Annotated in this window: 21 protein-coding genes and 1 pseudogene; 9 read left to right on the forward strand and 13 right to left on the reverse strand. The window is 63.4% G+C overall.

Annotated elements, in window-relative coordinates; translation table 11 throughout:
- Positions 1–2 precede the first annotated feature (2 nt).
- A complete protein-coding gene (gene mnmA, locus PXD02_RS07825) occupies positions 3–1,169 on the forward strand; it encodes a tRNA 2-thiouridine(34) synthase MnmA (protein WP_275106253.1) in 1,167 nt (388 codons plus the stop codon).
- Here the strand turns inward: mnmA and PXD02_RS07830 are convergent.
- On the reverse strand, positions 1,141–1,551 hold the full coding sequence (locus tag PXD02_RS07830) for a SufE family protein (RefSeq protein WP_275106254.1): 411 nt from the start codon (positions 1,549–1,551) through the stop codon (positions 1,141–1,143). The genes mnmA and PXD02_RS07830 overlap by 29 nt on opposite strands.
- Before the next feature lie 110 nt (positions 1,552–1,661).
- Between PXD02_RS07830 and PXD02_RS07835 the strand changes: the two genes are divergently transcribed.
- Positions 1,662–2,153: a hypothetical protein gene (locus tag PXD02_RS07835; RefSeq protein WP_275106255.1), complete on the forward strand. Its 492-nt coding sequence runs from the start codon at positions 1,662–1,664 to the stop codon at positions 2,151–2,153.
- A 95-nt stretch (positions 2,154–2,248) separates the two neighbouring features.
- On the opposite strand, the gene PXD02_RS07840 is transcribed toward PXD02_RS07835, so the two are convergent.
- A complete protein-coding gene (locus PXD02_RS07840) occupies positions 2,249–2,674 on the reverse strand; it encodes a type 1 glutamine amidotransferase family protein (RefSeq protein WP_275106256.1) in 426 nt (141 codons plus the stop codon).
- A 127-nt stretch (positions 2,675–2,801) separates the two neighbouring features.
- Here PXD02_RS07840 and PXD02_RS07845 point away from each other — a divergent pair, with 127 nt between their 5' ends.
- Together PXD02_RS07845 and PXD02_RS07850 are read left to right on the forward strand one after the other, a co-directional pair.
- A complete protein-coding gene (locus PXD02_RS07845; RefSeq protein ID WP_275106257.1) occupies positions 2,802–3,119 on the forward strand; it encodes an isochorismatase family protein in 318 nt (105 codons plus the stop codon).
- Positions 3,120–3,129: 10 nt separating this feature from the next.
- Complete coding sequence (locus tag PXD02_RS07850) at positions 3,130–3,861, forward strand: NAD(P)-dependent oxidoreductase (protein ID WP_275106258.1); 732 nt, start codon at positions 3,130–3,132, stop codon at positions 3,859–3,861.
- Here the strand turns inward: PXD02_RS07850 and bioB are convergent.
- The 10 genes and pseudogenes from bioB to PXD02_RS07895 form a co-directional block, all read right to left on the reverse strand.
- A complete protein-coding gene (gene bioB, locus PXD02_RS07855) occupies positions 3,750–4,736 on the reverse strand; it encodes a biotin synthase BioB (RefSeq protein WP_275106259.1) in 987 nt (328 codons plus the stop codon). The two genes, PXD02_RS07850 and bioB, sit on opposite strands and share 112 nt — an antisense overlap.
- The gene (locus PXD02_RS07860) at positions 4,733–5,308 is read right to left on the reverse strand and encodes a biotin transporter BioY (protein ID WP_275106260.1); all 576 of its coding nucleotides are present in this window, start codon (positions 5,306–5,308) and stop codon (positions 4,733–4,735) included. The genes bioB and PXD02_RS07860 overlap by 4 nt, the downstream gene beginning before the upstream one ends.
- 233 nt (positions 5,309–5,541) lie before the next feature.
- Positions 5,542–5,882, reverse strand: a pseudogene (locus PXD02_RS07865) (hypothetical protein); the annotation flags it as partial.
- 189 nt (positions 5,883–6,071) lie between these two features.
- Positions 6,072–6,245, reverse strand: coding sequence for a helix-turn-helix transcriptional regulator (locus PXD02_RS07870; protein WP_275106261.1), 174 nt, complete (start codon positions 6,243–6,245; stop codon positions 6,072–6,074).
- A 143-nt stretch (positions 6,246–6,388) separates the two neighbouring features.
- Entirely contained in the window at positions 6,389–6,514 is a 126-nt protein-coding gene (locus PXD02_RS16860) for an IS630 transposase-related protein (RefSeq protein WP_473092063.1), read from the reverse strand.
- A gap of 139 nt (positions 6,515–6,653) precedes the next feature.
- Positions 6,654–8,795 (reverse strand): peptidase domain-containing ABC transporter, encoded by a 2,142-nt coding sequence (locus tag PXD02_RS07875; RefSeq protein ID WP_275106262.1) that lies wholly within the window; start codon positions 8,793–8,795, stop codon positions 6,654–6,656.
- Positions 8,792–10,069, reverse strand: coding sequence for a beta-barrel domain-containing protein (locus PXD02_RS07880; RefSeq protein WP_275106263.1), 1,278 nt, complete (start codon positions 10,067–10,069; stop codon positions 8,792–8,794). The genes PXD02_RS07875 and PXD02_RS07880 overlap by 4 nt, the downstream gene beginning before the upstream one ends.
- A gap of 92 nt (positions 10,070–10,161) precedes the next feature.
- Positions 10,162–10,320 (reverse strand): hypothetical protein, encoded by a 159-nt coding sequence (locus PXD02_RS07885; RefSeq protein WP_275106264.1) that lies wholly within the window; start codon positions 10,318–10,320, stop codon positions 10,162–10,164.
- A gap of 148 nt (positions 10,321–10,468) precedes the next feature.
- The gene (locus PXD02_RS07890; protein ID WP_275106265.1) at positions 10,469–10,654 is read right to left on the reverse strand and encodes a hypothetical protein; all 186 of its coding nucleotides are present in this window, start codon (positions 10,652–10,654) and stop codon (positions 10,469–10,471) included.
- Between the two features lie 19 nt (positions 10,655–10,673).
- Positions 10,674–10,835, reverse strand: a complete 162-nt coding sequence (locus tag PXD02_RS07895; RefSeq protein ID WP_275106266.1) for a class IIb bacteriocin, lactobin A/cerein 7B family — start codon at positions 10,833–10,835, stop codon at positions 10,674–10,676.
- A 312-nt stretch (positions 10,836–11,147) separates the two neighbouring features.
- Between PXD02_RS07895 and PXD02_RS07900 the strand changes: the two genes are divergently transcribed.
- The 4 genes from PXD02_RS07900 (at position 11,148) to PXD02_RS07915 (ending at position 13,299) form a co-directional block, all read left to right on the forward strand.
- Positions 11,148–11,564: a helix-turn-helix domain-containing protein gene (locus PXD02_RS07900; protein WP_275106267.1), complete on the forward strand. Its 417-nt coding sequence runs from the start codon at positions 11,148–11,150 to the stop codon at positions 11,562–11,564.
- A gap of 185 nt (positions 11,565–11,749) precedes the next feature.
- Positions 11,750–11,962: a hypothetical protein gene (locus tag PXD02_RS07905; protein ID WP_275106268.1), complete on the forward strand. Its 213-nt coding sequence runs from the start codon at positions 11,750–11,752 to the stop codon at positions 11,960–11,962.
- Positions 11,963–12,018: 56 nt separating this feature from the next.
- On the forward strand, positions 12,019–12,867 hold the full coding sequence (locus PXD02_RS07910; protein ID WP_275106269.1) for an ATP-grasp domain-containing protein: 849 nt from the start codon (positions 12,019–12,021) through the stop codon (positions 12,865–12,867).
- Between the two features lie 252 nt (positions 12,868–13,119).
- Positions 13,120–13,299 (forward strand): hypothetical protein, encoded by a 180-nt coding sequence (locus PXD02_RS07915; RefSeq protein ID WP_275106270.1) that lies wholly within the window; start codon positions 13,120–13,122, stop codon positions 13,297–13,299.
- Between the two features lie 132 nt (positions 13,300–13,431).
- On the opposite strand, the gene PXD02_RS07920 is transcribed toward PXD02_RS07915, so the two are convergent.
- On the reverse strand, positions 13,432–13,800 hold the full coding sequence (locus PXD02_RS07920) for a transposase (protein WP_275106271.1): 369 nt from the start codon (positions 13,798–13,800) through the stop codon (positions 13,432–13,434).
- 1,382 nt (positions 13,801–15,182) lie between these two features.
- Between PXD02_RS07920 and PXD02_RS07930 the strand changes: the two genes are divergently transcribed.
- Positions 15,183–15,953: a phage Gp37/Gp68 family protein gene (locus PXD02_RS07930; RefSeq protein ID WP_275106272.1), complete on the forward strand. Its 771-nt coding sequence runs from the start codon at positions 15,183–15,185 to the stop codon at positions 15,951–15,953.
- Positions 15,954–16,137: the final 184 nt, after the last annotated feature.

Consider the following 16,137-nt stretch of genomic DNA (forward strand, 5'->3'; position numbering starts at 1 on the left):
CCATGACCCTTCATCACCGCGCCACGGCGGGCGCGCCTTCGTTGAACAGCCTGGGCTTTGCCAAGCCGCCCGCGCAGACCCGCGTGGTGGTGGCGATGTCGGGCGGCGTGGACAGTTCGGTCGTCGCCGCCAAGCTGAAATCCGAGGGCTATGACGTGATCGGCGTCACCTTGCAGCTTTACGACCACGGCGCCGCGCTTGCCAAGAAGGGTGCCTGTTGCGCCGGACAGGACATCCATGACGCCCGGCGGGTCGCCGAGCGCATGGGCTTTCCGCATTACGTCCTTGATTACGAAAACAAGTTCCGCGAATCGGTGATCGACGAATTCGCCGATGCTTATCTGGCGGGCGCGACTCCGGTGCCCTGCATCCGCTGCAACGAACGGGTCAAGTTCCGCGACCTGCTGGAGACCGCGCGCGACCTGGACGCCGACTGCATGGCGACCGGCCACTATATCCAGCGCAAGGACGGCGTTGCGCGGGCCGAGTTGCATATGGCGGCCGATCCGAATCGCGATCAAAGCTATTTCCTGTTCTCGACCACGCAGGAACAGCTTGATTTCCTGCGCTTTCCCTTGGGCCATCTGGCCAGCAAGGCGGAAACCCGCGCCCTGGCCGCGGAATACGGGCTGGCGGTGGCGGACAAGCCGGACAGCCAGGACATCTGCTTCGTGCCGAACGGCAACTATGCCGCCGTGATCGAAAAGCTGCGCCCGAACGCCGCCGAACCGGGCGAGATCGCGGACATGGAGGGCAACATCCTGGGCCAGCACCGGGGTGTGATTCATTACACCATCGGCCAACGGCGCGGGCTGGGAATCGGCGGCTTGGGCGATCCGCTGTATGTCGTGCGGCTGGACCCGGAGGCGCGCCGCGTCGTCGTCGGCCCGAAATCGGCGCTTGCCACCACGGTCGTCCCGATCAGCGAGGTCAACTGGCTGGGCGATCAGCCCTTCGCCGGCGAGATCCCGGTGATGGTCCGCATCCGCTCCACCCGGCCGCCGCGCCCCGCGATCCTTCGCCCCATCGACGCCACCCGCGCCGAGGTCGAGCTTCTGGACCCCGAGGAAGGCGTCAGCCCCGGCCAGGCCTGCGTCTTCTACGCCCCCGACAGCACCCGCGTGCTGGGCGGCGGCTGGATCACGCTGCGGCGTCGGAAAGCTGCCTGATCCGCTGCACCATCGCCCGCAGCCCGTTCGAGCGTTGCGAGGACAGGTGTTCGTCCAGGCCCAGCCGCGCCAGTTCGGCCTGGGCGTCGATCTTGCCGACCTCGGCCACCGGCACGCCGGAATACAGCGCGTGCAGCACCGCGATCAGCCCGCGCACGATCATCGCGTCGCTGTCGCCCTGGAAGTCGAAGCGGCCGTTCTCGATCATCGGCATGATCCAGACCTGGCTGGCGCAACCCTCGACCTTGGTGGCCGGCACTTGCAGCGCCGGGTCCATGGGCGGCATCGCGCGGCCAAGCTCGATCACATGGCGATAGCGTTCCTCCCAGTCGTCGAGGAAGTCGAAGGTGTCGGCGATGTCTTCGAAGGCTTGGGTTGCCATGGCGCGGTCCTTTTGCCTGTGGTTAGCGCGCCGGGGCGGCAAGGTCAAAGTGCCTTTATCCGCGCGCGGATTTCGCCTAACACGGGCCGAAACGCCCAAGGGATGGTGACATGAGCAAACTGACCGCGCCGTTGTTGATCGCCACGATGGTCCTTGTCGGCTGCGGACGGCTTGGCGACAGCCGCTGGAACCCGCTGTCCTGGGGATCCGCCCCCACCCGGACGCTGGAGCCCGAGGGCGGCTATGCCCGGATCTCGGACACCCGCCCCGCCATTCCCCAGATCACCGCCGCCCGCTGGGAGCCGCTGAACGAAGGCCGCTTGCTGGTCGTGACCGGTTTCGCGCCGATGCGCGGCTATTCCTCGGTCGCGCTTGTGACGGCGCGCCCGCAACCGGGCGACCGGCTTGCGCCCGATGCGGACGGGGTGCTGCGCCTGCGGCTGGTGGGCGTCCCACCCGCGCCCGGCAGCGCCGCCGCCCTGCCCGCCCGCCCCGGCGTCGATGACATCACGGCGGCGATGGCGATTTCGTCGGTGCAACTGTCGCGGATCGTGGCGGTCGAGATCACGAGTGGCAGCAACGTGGTGACGCTGCGGCGATGAGATGCGCCGCCCCGGCGACGATGGCAATGCTGTGCCAGCCCCGCAGAGGGCCCGCCTGTGGGCAGGCCTGCCGTAATCCCCTGAAAACGCTCTGCCTAAGGTCTACGATAGGCCCCGATTGGAGACCAGATCGATCCGTTCCCGGAAGCATAGGAGCATGATCTTGCCAGCCTGACGCCCGACCTCCGAGGCCGCTGGGGGCGTTTTGCATGAACCGGGATCCGTGCGCCCCGCGCATGAGCTGCTGTCAGCGCCTCCGTCAGCGCCTTTGACGGCCGTTCGTGCGGATCGCGCCAGGCAGGCAGGATCACGGTGTCGGCTTCATCGAGAAGGCTGAGATCGTGTTCCACATCGATGTTGAAGCCCGACATCGTGCGCACCGGCCCCGTCCGCTCGCCGCAGATAAGCAGTGGGTAGCGCGGCGCTCCAAGCTTCAGCAGGTCATCCCCGAACACGATGCAGGGTACGGACAGATGGAAGGGGCTGAGCCCCTCGAAGGCGATGACGGCGATGGTGTGCATCGGGCTGGCGCTCCTGGTCAGACAAGATTGGCCAGAACCTGTCATATATTGTCATTCAGGCCACTTTCGCCATGCGGCGCTTTTCGTTTTTTGGCGCCGTTGCCAAACAATGCGAAAGGAGCATCGAATGACACAGCATCCAACGATCCGCGCACTTTCCGGCGCGAGTGCACCGCAGAGCCTTGATCCGTGCAGAACCGCCGTTCTCGCGATCGATTTCCAGAACGAATATTTCACCGGCAGGATGCCGATCCCGGATGGCGAGAAGGCGCTGGCAAACGCCAAGCGGCTGATCGAGCGCGCCGATGAGAGCGGCATGAAGGTGTATCATGTCCACGGCGTCGTGCTCGAGATCGGGAGCATCTGGATAGGTCAACGCGCTGACCACGTGCCTGGCCTCCCATCCAAAAAGGGCGATCCAGTCTCGGCCGGATCGAATCCCTGAAAGGAAAACCATGTGTAAGCGGCGGCTGCTTCCCCCATTGTTTGGCTGGGGCGGTGCTGCGAAGACCTTTTCATCGGCTGATCTCGCCCGCAAGGGCTTCTCGGTTCGCGCGTGGAACCGCACAGCGGAAAAGGCGCAGGCCCTCGAAACCGATGGCATCCAGGCTTTCGATACACCGGCCGATGCGGCCCGCGACGCCGACATCATCGTGACCATGCTCAAGGATGGCCCCGCCGTCACCGAAGCAGTTGCCGCTGCGCTGCCCGGTCTTCGGAAAGGGGTTATCTGGTTGCAGCTCTCGACCGTGGGCGATGAGGCGACAGACAAGCTCGCCGCGTTCGCCGAAGAAAATGGCATCGTTTTCTACGATGCTCCCGTTCAGGGAACACGCCAACCGGCCGAGCAAGGCAAGCTGGTCATTCTCGCCGCCGGCCCCGAGGACAAGCGCGAGGTTGCCCAATCCGTTTTCGACGCCATCGGGCAGCGCACGCTTTGGGTATCGGACAAACCGGGCGCGAGCAGCCGGCGCAAGCTATCGAGTTTTCGCCTTGGAAGCGGGAGAACGACCTGCCAGTTCAGCGCGAGAATACGGACTCGCCATGTCGAGTGCCATGCTGGTTGCTCTCGTGCTCAGGAAGCAGACTCAGACATGCAGATACGCTCCGGTTCGCCGATCGCCGCGAACAGTTCGGCATCCTCGCCGATGCCGGCGTTGGATGTGGTCAGCAGCGTGTCGCCGTAGAAGACCGAATTAGCGCCAGCCACGAGACAAAGAACCTGCGCCTCGCGGTTGAGAGCGGAGCGTCCTGCCGATAGGCGCAGGGTCGAGGCCGGCATCACGAGACGAGCCGTCGCCACCATCCGCACCAGGTCCAGCGAATCAATGCGTGGCCGATTGGCGAGCGGCGTGCCTTCGACAGGGACCAGCGCATTGATCGGCACGCTTTCGGGATGCGGGTCCATTCCGGCCAGAACCTGCAGCATGGAAGCCCGATCCCGGACGGTCTCGCCCATGCCGATGATGCCGCCACAGCACAGGTCAATGCCGAACGATCGCACCGTTGCGAGCGTGTCCAGTCGGTCCTCATAGGTGCGGGTGGTGATGATCCGCCCGTAGAACTCCGGGCTGGTATCGAGGTTATGGTTATAGGCAGTTAGGCCGGCGGCTGCGAGGCGTTCGGCCTGATGCGGTTTCAGCATGCCGAGCGTGACGCAGGCTTCCATGTCGAGGGCGCGAACGCCCTCGACCATCTCGATCACCGCATCGAACTCCCCGCCGTCGCGCACCTGACGCCATGCCGCACCCATGCAGAAGCGTTCGGCCCCCGCCGCCTTGGCGGTCGCCGCCATTGCGATAACCTTTGCCGGGTCCATCAGCCTGTCGCGGGTCAGATCGACCTCGCGATGATGCGCCGACTGCGGGCAATAGGCACAATTCTCCGGGCACCCCCCGGTCTTGATGGAAAGCAGGCTCGCCTTCTGCACCTTATTCGGGTCGTGGTGCTGGCAGTGGACGGCATTGGCCCGTCCCACCAGCTCAAGCAACGGCAGTTCGTGGATCGCGACGATCTGGTCGATCGTCCAATCGTGCCGGATTCCCCCCTCGGCGGCAATCATTCGACTTTGCCCCGCAGCCGAGTGAAAGATGCCGGAAGAGCCATGCTGCCCGCCGCCACGAAACCGATCTTGACCAGATCACCGAGAAGGAAGGGCACGACGCCGGCAGCGAGAAGTTGGCCGACCGGGACATAGACCGCCAGCCATGCCATGCCGATGGCATAGATCGGCACCATTCCGGCGAGCATCGCACCGATCCGTCCGAGCGTGCCTTTGCCGGCCGCCAGCATGCCGACCAGCCATGAGGCGACGAGATAGCCGAGCAGATAGCCGCCAGTCGGTCCGGCCATATAGGCAAAGGCTACGCCGCGCTCGGGCGAACCCGAGAATACTGGAAGGCCGACAGCACCGGCCGCGAGATAGGCGAGGAAGATCGAGACAGCGATGCGCGGCCCGAACCCCACGGCGAAAGCCATGACGGCCATCGTGTGCAGGGTCATCGGAACCGGCCAGAACGGAATCTGCACCTTGGCGGCAATGGTCATCAGCGCCGTACCGGCGATGATGGTCAGCGCCGTGCGGGCCGATTGTGCAAATCCGGTCTCGACGGGTCTCGTGGCGGCATCATTCATGTTGTTTCTCCTTAGCGCCATATTATAGATAATTTTTCGAATCTATCGCTAAATGAATCCACAGAACCATGATCATGGCAATAGCCTCGCTCGTGACGCTGCTTCCGGTCCGGGTTGAACAAGCTGTTGCCGCACTATTTCGGCTTTTTCTGCCCGCTCATCTGAACGTGCCGAGCGAGCACCCGTGCCGCCATTTCGGCCCGTCCCGCCCTCAAGGCGTCGAGGATCGAGCCCCGCCAGGCGCTGCCGGTGTGGTGCTCGAACGCTTCGGCGACGAGGTCGCGGAAGCGTTCCATGCTGGCGCGCCGTTCGATAAGGGTTTGCCCCTCGGCCGTGAGGCGTTTGAGTTCGACCGACTTCACCTCGCTGCCGTCCTGTTCCCGCTGCATCCGGCGCTGCGCCTGCTCGTTGTCGTCGAAGTCGCGCTCTACCCGGCCGGTGGCACGGTGGAAGAGATGACGGTCCCCCAGAGCAGCTCTTCGAGATCGGGCCCTAGGCGGGTGTCGCAGAGCGTCGCGACGAGGGCGTCGAAGATGTCGGTGACGGCGGCAGCGACGGTTTTCCCTCGGGCAAGGGACTCTCAGACGATGGATGCACCTGCCGATGGCGAAAGAACGAAACCGGCAGGGGACGAGCCAGGCCGAGCCTCCGGGGACCGATCACGACCTCACCCCTCCATGAACCGGGCTGTTCCGACGTCGTAGGCGGTCGTTTTGTGCGCCGGGAACGGGATGCCGTCAGCAACTTATGGTCGTCGCTACGGTCAGAAGCCATCGAGGAAGTCCAATTCGTTTAACGAACGCTGCCGCCATCCGGCGGGGTTGGTGACCCAGCGATTGATGTCGAATTCCTTCCATCCCGCGCCGTTGGTGCTGATCCTGATCTGGGGCGGGAAGGTGTCCTCGTTGATCTTGCGGTAGATGGTGGACCGGGACATGCCAGTGCGGGCGAGAACGTCTTCAGGCGGGCGATACGGTCTGGCTGGCGCATGGTCGTGCTGCCTCCTGCTGGTTGTTTCTGACGGTTGCAGAGACCAGACAATGCAACAAATTATCGCTTTCAAACAATCACTTAAGTGTCTTAAACCAGGCGCACCGCAGTACTGGCGCTCACACCCAACACGCGGCCCGCCGCCCGCGCCGAATGACCCGCATCGACATAGGCCACGGTCCGCTCCCGAAGGTCCAACGAGTAGGGCTCGCCCATGATCCACCTCCTACAGGGAGTGAAGCAGGCCTCCCCGGTCCTGTGAATCCCGATTCACATCAATGGCAAACCGCTCTAACAGAAGGGAATCACCGCAGATCGAATCTGGGAATCGGAATCTCAATGCCCACGATAAGCTCTAGCTGGCTGAATACACCGTCCTGCGCGGACCGGTGGGAAGTTCCTCGATCCCGCCGCCATGCACCAGCAGGCGGCGCGTTGCGCGTTCGATCAGGGCCGGGCGATGGGCAATCACGATGCGGGTGATCGGCAGTTCGGCGATCAGATCGGCGATGGCGCGTTCTGTCTGTTCGTCCAGATTCGCCGTCCCCTCGTCCAGAAACAACAGGCGCGGCTGGCGGTACAGCGCGCGGGCCAGCAACACCCGCTGGCGCTGGCCGCCCGACAGCGCCGATCCCATGTCGCCCACCAGCGACAGGTATTGCATCGGCATCCGGGTGATGTCGTTGTGGATCTGCGCGGCCGCGGCTGCGGCGACCACGCGCTCCATCTCCATGTCCGGGTCGAAGAAGGCGATGTTGTCCGCGATCGAGCCCGACAGAAGCTGGTCGTCCTGCGCGACCACACCGACCTGCCCGCGCCATGCGCGCCACAGCTCGGGCGAGGCCGGCTGGCCGTCCAGCAGGATCTGGCCGTTTTCCGGCGCGTTCAACCCCAGAAGCAGCTTGGCCAGCGTGGTCTTGCCCCCGCCCGAGGGGCCGGTGACCGCCAGGAAGTCGCCCGGCGCGATCTCCAGCGACACGTCGTCCAGCACCAGCGGGCTGGCATTGCCATAGCGGAAGCTGACGCCGCGCACCGAAATGCCGCCCTGCACGTCGATCATGCGCGGGGGCGCGTCGTTGGTTTCGCTGATGTCGGCCTCGGCGGTCACGATGTCGGACAGGCGTTCCAGATGCAGCTTCAGCAACCGGAACTGCATCACCTCGCCCACCAGCGACAGGGCGCGGTCGCTGAAGGTCTGCCGGAACGACAGGAACGCCATCAGCATCCCGACCGAGAGCCCGTCCGCGTTCAGGATCATCCTGGCGCCCAGATAGATCACCAGCACGGTCTGGATCCCGATGACGGCGGTTTGCAGGAAGCCGAGGCTGATTTCGTACTTCCCCACCCTGACCGAACTGTTGATGACCGAGGCATAGCGGTTGCGCCATTTCCCCTCGCGGTCGGTTTCGCCCCCCATCAGTCGGATCGTGGGCATGGCGCGCACGGTCTCGATCAGATGGGATTGCTCGGACGCCATGGCGACGATGTTTTCCTCGGTCGAGGACCGGGTGAAGGGGTAAAAGGCAAAGCCCAGACCCAGCACGATCAGCAGCGAGCCGACGACGACCGCCCCCAGAAGTGGCGAGTAAAGAAACAGGATGAAGGCCGCGACCACCGCCATCAACCCGTCCACGATGGCCGAGATCATGCCCCGCGTCAGCGCGTCCTGAATGGCCGAGGTGGATTCGATGCGCGACATGATGTCCCCCACATGCCGCTTTTCAAAGAAGGAAACGGGCAGGCGCAGCAGGTGGCGGACGATGTTGCCGACGATCTGGAAGGACATCATCGACCCCAGCAGCCTCAGCACCCAGTTCCGCAGCGCCTCAAGCGCCGCATGAAGCACGCTCAGCGCGCCGAACCCCAGGGCCAGCACGGTCAGCAGGTCGCGGTCGGACCGGCTGATCGCCTCGTCCACGACAAGCTGGATGTGGAAGGGGATGGCGAAGGTCACGACCTGGAACACCAGCGACAGGGCCAGCACCTGAAAGATCGCGGCGCCCATCCCCTGGGTCTTTGACCAGAGGCTGGACAGTCTGACCGGCATCCGGGCCTGCGCCTTCTGAAAGTTGCCCATCGGCGACAGTTCCAGAACCACCCCGGTGAAATGGTTGGACAGATCCTCCATCGACAGGGTGCGGGCGCCGCGCGCCGGATCGTGAATCACCGCCTTGTGGCGGCTGATCGACTTCAGCACCACGAAATGGTTCAGATCCCAGTGCAGGATCGCCGGCAGCTTGACCTGCCCCAGCGACTGTATCCCGACCCTCAGCGCGCGGGGCGCCAGCGACAGCTGTTCCGCCAGCTGCATCAGGTTGCGCAGCGTGGCCCCGGTGAGCGACAGGGAAAATCGCTGCCGCAACCCGTTCAGGTCGATGTCATGGCCGTGATAGCGGCCGATCATCGTCATGCAGGCCAGGCCGCATTCGGCGGCTTCGGCGGCCCGGATCTCGGGCAGGCGGCGATGCCCGGAAAAGTTCAGCTCAGTGATGCTCATCCCAGGCGCCCCACGGCATAGATCGGATCGAGAAGCCATTCGACCAGCGTCCGCCGGTCGATGACGATCCCGGCGGTCAGAAGCATGCCGGGCTGGATCTGGATGCCTTGGCCGTAAGCCCGGATCTGGTCGCTTTCCATCTGGACCTTGACGCGGAACACCGGCTCGGAAATGTCCAGGCCGGGAATGGCGACCTCGGCCGGGGCAAGGACAGTGCGCGACACGCTGTGCACCACGCCGGGGGCCGTGCCGAATTTCTGATAGGGAAAGGCCTGGTACATCAGTTGCACCTCCTGCCCCTTCTGGATGAACCCGGCGGAGCGCGAAGGGACGTAAAGCTCGGCCTGCAACGTGGATCCCTCGGGCGTGACGACGGCCACGACGGATTGCGGGGCGACGGTCTGGCCGCGCGATACCGGCACGGCGACGACGCGCCCCGCCACGGTGGCGCCCGCGTGATAGACGTTCTGGGTCGCCATTTCGGTGCCTTGCTGGGCAAGCTGCGCCTGGCTGGCGCTGGCGGCGGCCTCGGCCGCGCGGATCGAGATCGGCAGGCTGCGCAACTGGGCGTCAATGTCGCTGATCTGGCGTTCTATCGACATCACGCTGCTGCGGACGTTCGACAGTTCCTGCTGGGCGGACAGCACGCTCATCTCGCTTTCCTCGACGCTCTTGGTGCTGGCAAAGCCGCGACCGGCGACGGTGCGGACCCGTTCGGCGTTTGACTGCACCAGTTGAAGATGGCGAGTCATCGTCTCGATACGGCTGCGGCCCTGCTCCAGTTCGCGCAGCAGAGCGGCGCGTTGCGTTTCCAGGCTGGCTTCCTCGGCCAGCAGCTTTTCGCGCTCGGCTTCAGCCTGGGCGCGGACGGCCTCGATCTGGGCCGACAGCTGAAGCTGAAGCGCCTGCCCGGCGCTGCCGTCCTCAAGATCGGCGGACAGACGCAACTGCGCCAGCGACTGCCCGACCCGCACCTCGTCGCCCTCGGATACCGACAGCGTCTGGATCACCCCGCCCTGAGGCGCGGTCACGCGGATCAGCCCGCCTTCGGGCACGACCCATCCGACGACGGTCTCGATGCGGGCATAGCTTGCCGTGGCGGCAAAGATGACCGCGCCGCAGACGACAACGGTCGCCAGCACGATCAGCACCCGCATCCGCATGGAGAGCGACACAAGAACCTCTCCGTCGAGGGAGCGGGACTGATAGGCGACGGCCTGCTTGCGAAACAGCGGAACGGGATCGGGAGACAGCGGGGCGTCCTTATCGCTCATTGCCTGACCATTGCTCCTGTGATAGAGGTGGCGTCAGAGGTTGCACCCTCTGACGCCTGCGATGCGGGTCGGCCCTTTACCGGGCCGACCTCTTATTTTTGGGCCAGGTCACGACCGACCTGATAGCCCAAGGCAGCGGAAGCCACACCCAGAGCCAGCAGCGGGATCAGCGGGAAGGCGCCACCGGCGATGGCGTCGATGTCCTGGTCGTTCAGTTCGAAGGACTGCAGTTCGTTTTCAAGAGCGTTCATTTCTTGATCCTTTCAGAGATTGGTTTCAGCGAGCGGCCAGATCCGATCCGATCCCGTAGCCCAAGACCATCGAAAGCACCGCCAGAACAGCGAGCCAGATGATGGTTTCGGACGAGAGATTGAACATTTTTCCTGCCTTTCGGTTACGTCAGCGGTTGACCAGGTAGCCGAGACCGACACCGGCCGCGCCGCCCGAGGCGATCGCGATGGCGCCCCAGACGATCAGCGGGATGGCGGCACCCGAGACGTCCTCGACATCGGCCGGATTCAGCTCCACCAGCGCGTTCTCACTGGCATCATCGACCAGTTTCAGTTCGAACTTCTCAGCGAACATGAGACTTTCCTTCACGGTATCAGGTGTTCTTGGCGACGACGTAGCCGGCCACGAAACCCGCAGCGAAGACGAGCGGCAGGAAGCCACCCGAAACGTCGTCGACCTCGGCGGCGTTCAGTTCGACCAGGGCGGTTTCGTTCAGGTCATCGACCAGCTTCAGTTCGGTTTTTTCAGCAAACATGGTTTTCTCCTCGGATTGCTGTGGATTTTCCCGGATCGGGATTTCGTTCTTGCGAACATCAGCATCAAGCCACCGAAACCGGCCCCGGAAAATCTGGACGGATGATCTAAGCGCCTCGAACAGGTGCACTAAACACGCACGGAATTGTTTGGGTGCGGCGGGAACCCGCGTCCGCTGCGGGGCGGCTCGCGCAGGGATTCGCCGAAACACGCAAGAGGCGTCCCCACGGGCTATTCGCTGATTGCAGCCCTGCGGATTCGTGTCACTCTGGAACTTGACATTCAAGAGCCGCAGAACCTCAAGGAGTTTCCGGTGAAGGATTTGATAACGCCTGTTAAAACCGGCGCCTCTAAAACCACCATCATCGTCGCCAACGCCAATCCAGCCTATCAGGACGACATAAGAGAGATCATCCGCCAGCTGAAGCCGGACGCGGATGTCATCGTCATGGCGGCCCCTGCGTCCGGCGGCGGCGGGGATGCCCTCGCGCCCGCGCCCGACGACGACCGCTTCGACCGGCTGTCGCCGCGTCAGCGCGCCGTCCTCGCCCTTCTCGTCGAGGGTCGGTCGAACAAGGACATCGCCCGCAGCCTCGATATCTCGCCCTCGACCGTGCGGGTGCATGTATCGGCCGTGCTGCGCGTACTGAGCGTGAGTTCCCGGACCGCGGCCGCCGCCCTGGCGGCCGGGACCATCGCGCAGCAACGGCAGCAGTCCGTCACGCTGTAGCACCGTCATCTTCTGCCCCGGCATTGGGGCTCCGCGATCGCAGGGGGCGGGCGTCCGATGGGGCGCCCGCCGCTTTTTCGATCCGGCCTGCGTCTAGCACATCTGACCGAATTGCCGCAGCGGGAACCGGTTGCGATCTTTTTTTCACACGCAATCCCGCGTGTTTTGAATCCAACGAGGATCCCATGACGACCGACACCAACGATATCCGCCCGCTGGAAACCGCCGAGGTCGATAGCGTCGCCGGCGGCACCCTCCGCCGCCCCCCGGCGGCCACCACGCTCGCCCTTGGCGAGGAGGACGGAGGCTGGGCGACCACCTTGGCCGTCGGCGAAGAAGACGGCGGTGACCGGCGCCTGCTGCTGGACGCAGGATTCCATCTGCGCCAGGGCGCGTGAACCCACCGGGCCGGGGCAGGCCCCCGGCCCGGCGTCCCAAAGAAAAGGAATCCCGGATGATCTTGGTGGCGGGCGGACAGGGGGATCCCAGCATGGCGGTCCTTGTGGACAGGATGGCGCGGCGAGGGACCGGACATCTCAACCTGCTGCTGGGGTCGGACCGGGATTTCGACCTGCGGATCGACCTGCAATCGAACAGCCTGTCGATCGACGGACGGGTGATCCGGCCCGGCGGGTGCTTCATCCGCCATGACGTGTTCCTGTACGATACGCCGGATCCGGCGGCGGCCCATTCCCGCGCGCTGAACTGGTATCAGGCGATTCGCGGCTGGTGCGCGGCGCAGCCCGGCATCCGCCTGTTCAACCGCCAGTCCATCATGCGCGAAAACAACAAGATCGAGAACCTGCTGGCGGCCCGGCAGATCGGCCTTGCGGTGCCCCATACCCTTGTGACCAATGATTTTTCCGACCTGCGCCATGACGATTCGCTGATCCAGAAGCCGGTCGCGGGTGGCGAATACACCGCGCTGTTGCGCGACCTGCCGGCGGATTCCCGCTGCCCTCGATTCGTCCAGCCTCGCCTGAACCGGCCAGAAATGCGGGTCTATCGCATCGGCGACGCCGTCATGGGGTTCCGGCTGACCTCGCCCGATCTCGATTATCGCCTGGCGCAGACGGCCACGCTGACCACGGCGCCGGTCCCCGCCGATCTGGCCGACCTGCTGGTGCAATTGTGCGACCGGCTGAACCTCGATTTCGCGGCGGCCGATTTCATGACCGGTGATTCGGGAGAGCCGCTGTTTCTGGAACTGAACTCGCAGCCGATGTTCGCGGCCTTCGACCGCACGGCCGAAGGCCGGCTGTCCGACGCGATCATCGACTATCTGGAACAACGCGGCGCCTGATCCTGTCGTTCACGGCCGATTCTGTCAAAGGCGGAGCAAGATCCGGCCAAGGCGGCGGCGTAAAACCAGGCCAGTGGGAGAAACTGGCCCAAAGATGGTCGCAATGCGCCAGCGTGGCGCGATAGTTGGCGTGCAGTTCTTCGGCTTGGCCCGGATCGTCATTGCCCCGCCATAGCTCGGCCAGTCCCGGATCGGTCCGTTCCAGCCGGTGCGGAAGGCGTCCTTGAACCGATCCGGCGCCTGGAAGGGTTCATGCGGATCGAACGTCTCAATCTGCAGCAGTCAGTGGTCGGCGGCATGATTGTGCGCGAGAAAGTCCAGCCCCCTGGCAAAAGTCCGATGCGACGGAAAGTCCTCTTCCGCAATGATGAATTCGCGGTTGGTAATATAGAGCGTGTTGCGTCTAATCGGTTTCATGTCCTGCGGCGATGAAGAAGTTGTAGCCTTCGTCCTCGGTGAAGAGGCCGCAGACATGGCCGACAGCACGCCAGAGGTCTTCGTAGGTCCGTGCCGCTGCCCTGCGAATCAGGGCCTTCAGTTTGGCGAAGGCCCTTTCGATCGGGTTCAGATGGGGCTGCCGGGCGGCAGGAAGAGAAACCACGCGCCAACGGCCTTCATGGCCCCGGCCGCCTTGGGGCTTTTGTGGGATGACAGATTGTCGAGGATGATCACGTCGCCGGGCAGCAAGGTCGGGGTCAGTTGGGTCTCGACATAAAGCTCGAACAACGCGCGGCTCGACGCGCCCTCGATCTCCCAGGGCGCGTCGAGCCGGTCTTGGCGTAGGGCGGCGATGAAGGTCTGGGTAGTCCAGTGGCCGAAGGGCGCAGGGCCGATCAGACGCGCATCTCTGGGGGACCATCCCGTGGTCTTGGCCATGTTCGTCTTCAGCGAGGTCTCGTCGATGAAACCGATGCGTGGCGACAGGTTGCGCATGAAGGGCTGACGTCGTGTGATCCAGATATGGCGCGCCCGCCGGACCTCAGGCCGCTTTTGTTCGAGAGCTTGCAGGTCTTTTTTTATGTGTCAGCCTGAGACCGCGCAGGAATCGCCAGACCGAGACGCGGTGGATGGCGATGCCGTGGTGAGGCCCTCTTCTCGCATCTCGCGAGGCGATTTCAGCGGATGCCAGAAAAAGAACAATGGGCTCGGCCCCTTTCTCATTGTCTGCCTGGCCGCCTCATACCGGGCGGCCTGCTCAATCATAGCGCGTGCGGCTTTCGGATCCAGCCGCGCTTCGGCGATGGCCTCGAAAGCGGACACGGACGTCGCAGTGGCCGCCGCCGCTATGGCCCGGGCTCCGGTGGGCTGGTCCGTGTTGAGAGGGATTTGGATGGTGATTCCGCGGACCTCGCGCCGCCAAGAGTAGCGGCGGCCGCGGCGGATGAGGAATGGAGAAAGTCCCAAGATGTCGTGCTCCCGGCAGATCGGGGACGCGTCAGGTTCTGGACAATCTGTCCCTGGCTCCGAAAAGAGCCGCGTAAGTCCTTGAGAAGATTGACTTGGCTGGGGCGGTAGGATCCCCAGCGAAATCCGTAACATCTTGGCACTTCAGTAACTTCCGGCGCAGAAGACAAAGATTGCCGCGCTTTGGATGACTGTATCATTGCAGATAATTTCAGTCGCAACAACAAACGATGATCAGGAGTTTCGTCTAGATGAACGATCTTCCTAACCACCGACGAGCAGATGACGCGGCTGCGCCCCTATTTTCCGAAATCAAACGGCGGTCCGCAGGTAGATGACCGCCGTGTGCTGAGCGGCATAATCTTTATCAATCTCAATTGCTTGCAGCGCCGCGGGCGTATGGCCTGCCAGGATGCTCCACACTCACTGGAAACGAAGGAGCTATCTGGGGGTCTTTGCGCGGATCATGGAAGGACTTGCTGCTGAAGCGGCCGCACCCGAGACGATGGTGATAGATGCGAATTGCTTGAGGCACACCGCAGGTCACCAGCATGTGGGTAAAATAGGGGGCGTGGAAGACTCAGGAGGCCATCATGCGTCATGACCCCGCTAGCGGCGCCATCGACATTATGCTGCGGAGCCTGAAGATGCACGGCATGGCGCAGGCGTTCGCGGACGAGATCGAGCAAGGGGCACCTGCTTTTTGAGGCGGTTATCCCCATCCTGTCCCGACTGATGAAGCCGGAAACTGACCGCGCGAGAGGTCCGCTCGATTGCCTATCACGCGAAGGCGGCGCTCCGCTTAGAATTCGTCCGAAAGGTGCAGACCCATAAGAAAATCCGGCAGACACGAGCCGATTGCGACCGGGCCAGCGGCAAGGTAAGCTGGTCGAAAAGCCTGAGGCCGAGTGATGAGTGAAACCGCAATAGAATGGACGGATTCCACCTGGAACCCTGTCGCTGGCTGCACCATCATGTCGGCCGGATGCACCAATTGTTATGCCATGCAGATGGCACGTCGCCTCGAAGCGATGGGCGTCGACAAATACACAGGCTTGACGCGGCAATCCGGAAGCCGGACGATCTGGAACGGCAAGATCATCGAAGACGAGCGCGCGCTGGATATCCCGCTCCGGTGGAAAAAGCCACGCAAGGTCTTCGTAAACTCTATGAGCGATCTCTTCCATAGCGATGTCTCACCTTCCTTCGTCTCCAAGGTTTGGGATGTGATGGCGCAAACCCCCCATCACAGTTATCAGATCCTGACAAAGCGCCCGGACAGGATGGCAGAGTTCGCAGCGTTGGATGGATTCAGAACACTGCCGAATGTCTGGTTGGGGACGAGCGTTGAAAATGCCGCCGTGTTACATCGAATTGAATCGCTCCGTGAAGTAAGTGCAGCGATCCGCTTTATCTCCTTCGAACCTCTGATTGGCCCGGTGGGCGATGTCGATCTCTCGGGGATTGACTGGGCCATTGTTGGCGGAGAAAGTGGCCCCAAGGCTCGACCGATTTTGGAAGGCTGGATCGACGAAGTTCATGATGCCTGCCGACGATCTGGAACGGCGTTCTTCTTCAAGCAATGGGGAACGTGGGGCAAGGATAACAAGCGCCGCTCCAAGAAATTGAATGGCCGAACTTATCGTGGGCAAGTCTGGAATGAAATGCCGGCTCCTATCTGATGTGAGTATGGCGGAGATTACGGCGTGGCGAGAACGGATGGTTATCGATGGCAGGAGGGCGCGGCTCTCGGGACGCACTCGAAACGTAAGCACAAAATCCTCGAAGAATATTTTAGGCGCTACATTTATGAACGGTGTAAGAGCCCTCTCTCAGGTCAACTAAAACTGGTCGTCGTCGACGGCT

This window comes from Paracoccus sp. S3-43, assembly GCF_029027965.1.
GTDB lineage: Bacteria > Pseudomonadota > Alphaproteobacteria > Rhodobacterales > Rhodobacteraceae > Paracoccus.